This is a genomic window from Treponema sp., from assembly GCF_024696245.1.
GTDB lineage: Bacteria > Spirochaetota > Spirochaetia > Treponematales > Treponemataceae > Treponema_D.
The window spans coordinates 1-3,326 of record NZ_JAILGZ010000048.1 but is presented as its reverse complement, the minus strand read 5'-3'; the positions used below and the strand labels follow the sequence as shown (position 1 = coordinate 3,326).

The 3,326-nt window shown below is 36.0% G+C and carries 4 protein-coding genes; 3 read left to right on the top strand and 1 reads right to left on the bottom strand.

What is annotated here, in order from left to right; translation table 11 throughout:
- Positions 1-1,014: hypothetical protein (locus K6D58_RS03310; RefSeq protein WP_296827563.1), on the bottom strand; the 1,014-nt coding region annotated here is incomplete at its 3' end.
- Positions 1,015-1,124: 110 nt separating this feature from the next.
- Here K6D58_RS03310 and K6D58_RS03305 point away from each other — a divergent pair.
- The 3 genes from K6D58_RS03305 to K6D58_RS03295 all read left to right on the top strand — a co-directional run.
- The gene (locus K6D58_RS03305; RefSeq protein WP_296827562.1) at positions 1,125-1,892 is read left to right on the top strand and encodes a TatD family hydrolase; all 768 of its coding nucleotides are present in this window, start codon (positions 1,125-1,127) and stop codon (positions 1,890-1,892) included.
- Positions 1,893-1,968: 76 nt separating this feature from the next.
- Positions 1,969-3,075: a hypothetical protein gene (locus K6D58_RS03300; protein WP_296827560.1), complete on the top strand. Its 1,107-nt coding sequence runs from the start codon at positions 1,969-1,971 to the stop codon at positions 3,073-3,075.
- A gap of 25 nt (positions 3,076-3,100) precedes the next feature.
- Positions 3,101-3,326: hypothetical protein (locus K6D58_RS03295; protein ID WP_296827558.1), on the top strand; the 226-nt coding region annotated here is incomplete at its 3' end.

Here is a 3,326-nt window from a genome sequence, read left to right as displayed (position 1 = left end):
CGGCTCGTTATTTATATTTCTAAGCAGTTCAATTTTTTCATCAACATAAGAATTTTGTGAATAATCTATAGCCAGAGCAGAATCTTTCTTCAATTCAATTTTTTCAATCTCGAAAGAAAAATCCTTTTCCCAGCCATTCTTACCATTTTCTGTAGCCCACTTGTTTTGAATTAAAAGCTGGCTATAGCCCTTACCCTGTGGGATAAGCATTTCAAAAGAGGATGATTCAGCCAGCACATCCTGCCTGTCTCCTCCATAAGTTCTGTAGCCCCCTCTCTTGGTAAAGAAAGCAATTACATTTTCTTCATCATTTTTTAGCTTTGTACCCTTATAAGTGATTATTGCTTTTTGATAATCTGCAATCTTAATATTCTTGTCTGCAGGCTCCCAAACAAAGCCTTCATGATTCTTAGCTTTATTAAAAGAAATTTCATTTGTCTCTAATGGAATTGGCCTTCCTTCTGCATCATCCCATTCGATGGTAAAGGTTGGCCTTTCCACGGTATAAGCCTTATCACTTTTTGTGACAATGTTATACTCAATTTCTTCTTCCGGCTCTTCATCAACATCATCACCATTCTCTTTATCAACATCATCACCATTCTCTTTATCATCAGAAAGAACTTTCTTAAGTGTGAGTGAAAGGACGTTTCTTCCTTCTTTAATTGGTCTCGGATCAGATTTACCTGAATAAAGCACTTTCTTTACATTTTCTTCTTCAACAAAAATTTCTGCCTGAGCATAAAGTTCGGTTCCAAGAGGAATTTCTTCAAAAGTAAATTCCGCAGTTTTGCTGGAAGCATCCACATCTTTAATTTCTGATTGTTCAACGCCGGCTGTGCCAATCAGTTCAACGGAAATTTTTAGATTTTCCATATCGCTTAAAGCCAAACGTGCCATGTTTAATTGAAAGTTAATTTCTGCATTTGATGTAGATTCAAGATGAGAACACGCTGCAAAAATCATAAGCAGACCAGCAAATCCTGCCGCTTTAATTTTTGAATTGAAGTTCATAAAAGGGCTCCAAATAAAGTTGTGTTTTGACTATAAAATTATAATATGAGCTATAAGCATTTGTAAACACAGAAATTTTTATATTATAATGATTTAAAAAGGCGTAAAAAATGATAATCGATTTTCACACTCACTTAGATTTTTATAGTGATAAACAAGTACATAAAGATTTACAAAACTTTTCGGGAGCCATTATGGCAGCTTCGGTAGATGAAAAAAGCTACCTGAAAAATCGCCAGATAGCAAAATGGACCGGCGAAAATGCAAAAAAGAGCCTGGTAATCCCCACCTTTGGCATTCACCCTAATGCTGCTGACGAAAACGCCCCTCTTTTAGATGACCACACAATAGTAAAACGCTTTCAAAGCTATATGGAGCGACCCACAATAATCGGTGAAATTGGTATGGATTTTTGCTGGTCTGAATGTAAGGCAGAAAATCAGGAAAAAGTTTTCCGTTTTTTTCTGGAATACTGCCACAAAAATCACAAAGCCTGTGTGATTCACACAAAAGATGCCGAAGAACAAATTGCCGATATTCTTACCGACTACCCAAATGCCAGGCCAATAATCCACTGGTACGACGGGCCGGAAGAAATTTTCCGTGAATTTATCCGACGCGGCTACCCACAGACCTTTGGCGTGGAAAGTATACGTTCCAGCCACATACAAAATCTGCTAAAACTCACCCCGCACCACCTTCTCCTTGCCGAAACCGACAATCCCGATTCAGAAATCTGGCTGGGCGGCACTAGAAACGACATTGCACTTATTCAAAAGGTTTACCAGGATTTAGCAGGCCTCCTAAAAATCCCCCTTTCAGAAGTGGAAAAGCAGATAGAAAAAAACGCCCGCACTTTCCTTGGGAAAACCTTGTAGGAATTTTCCTTGACAGCACCACTTCAATAACTCATACTAGTATGTAAGAAAAAAAGTTTTATATGGGAGAGTTTACATGTCTAAGTTTCTCAAATCTGTCTGCACTTTAGCATTATTAATCACATCAATTTCATTATTTTCTTGCTCTGCAAAGGGTAGAAAAAATCTAACTCCGGTAAATATTAAGGCAATTGAAGTAGAAAAAGACGACTACACCTACAAAATAGACCCCCGCCTTGAACTTTTGTTAATAGGTTTAAGACTTGCAGAAAATCCGTTTTTTTATAATAACGTCTATGGCAGCAATGAATATGTTTCTTCTGTAGATTCCTTCTTCGACAAACATAAAGAGCACAGCTTTGTAAAATCACTAAAAAATTTGAATAAGCTAAAAGATTTCCGTCTGGAAGCCATTTTAAGTCTGGCCAATTACATTTCTGAAGATTTTACACAAATAAATTTTCCAGATAATAAATGCCCTGCCTACATAAAAGATGTCTGGAAAAATACAAATTTCAAAAAATTGATTTCAGAAATGAACGATTTTGCCCTTACAAGCAAATACGACCGCTTTCTTCTGGTACACGATGCAGATATAAAAAAGGCACTTTACGATGCCCGAGAATTCTTTACAGTGAATGAAGACTTTCTGCCATATCTTCAGGAACTTTTCTCTACAAAAGAAAAGCCCCTTGAAATAAACTTTTGTGTAACCCCACTTCTTGCCGGACGCTTTATGGTTTTGCCTGCAAGCACAAGTCTTTTATTCAGTCCATATTACAGTTATAATTCAAGCAATGATATTTATTTCATTAATTACTATATAGAATCTATTGCCTACCGGCTTATTTATGATAATTGGGAAAAACTTTCCGCACCGGCAAATGCCTACATCAAAAAGTTGTATCAACAGACACAAAATCCTAATAAAATTACTGATTTTATCTGCCAGTCTACAATTGCAAATGTAATTTCTATATCTACTTTACTCGACTACATTGAGGAATATGCAGATGAAGAAGAATATGACCAGTTTAGAAATTACATTTTCAATGAAGAAATCTACAAACCATACATGCCTTTCTATACTCAACTTTTGGAATTTTTTGAAAACCGTCAGGCCTACCATAATTTCTATGATTTCTTTGACCAGAATATGATTAAAATACTGGAAACTCTGTAAAAAAACTACTGCTGGAGCAAAAAAAATGAAGAAACGCCACCTCTTTTGGATTATACCAACAGCCATAATCAGCCTTGTTCTGATTTTATTAATCACTTATGTAAGCATTCAGGTTAATTACCCGGACGGTTACAAGCCAACCTTTTATAAATCAAAGAACAAACCTAATCTTACCCAAAAAGAAATGCAGGAAGATTTAGATTATCTAAAATATTACTTAAAAAATGCCTACATTGGTTATGCTCAGCTGC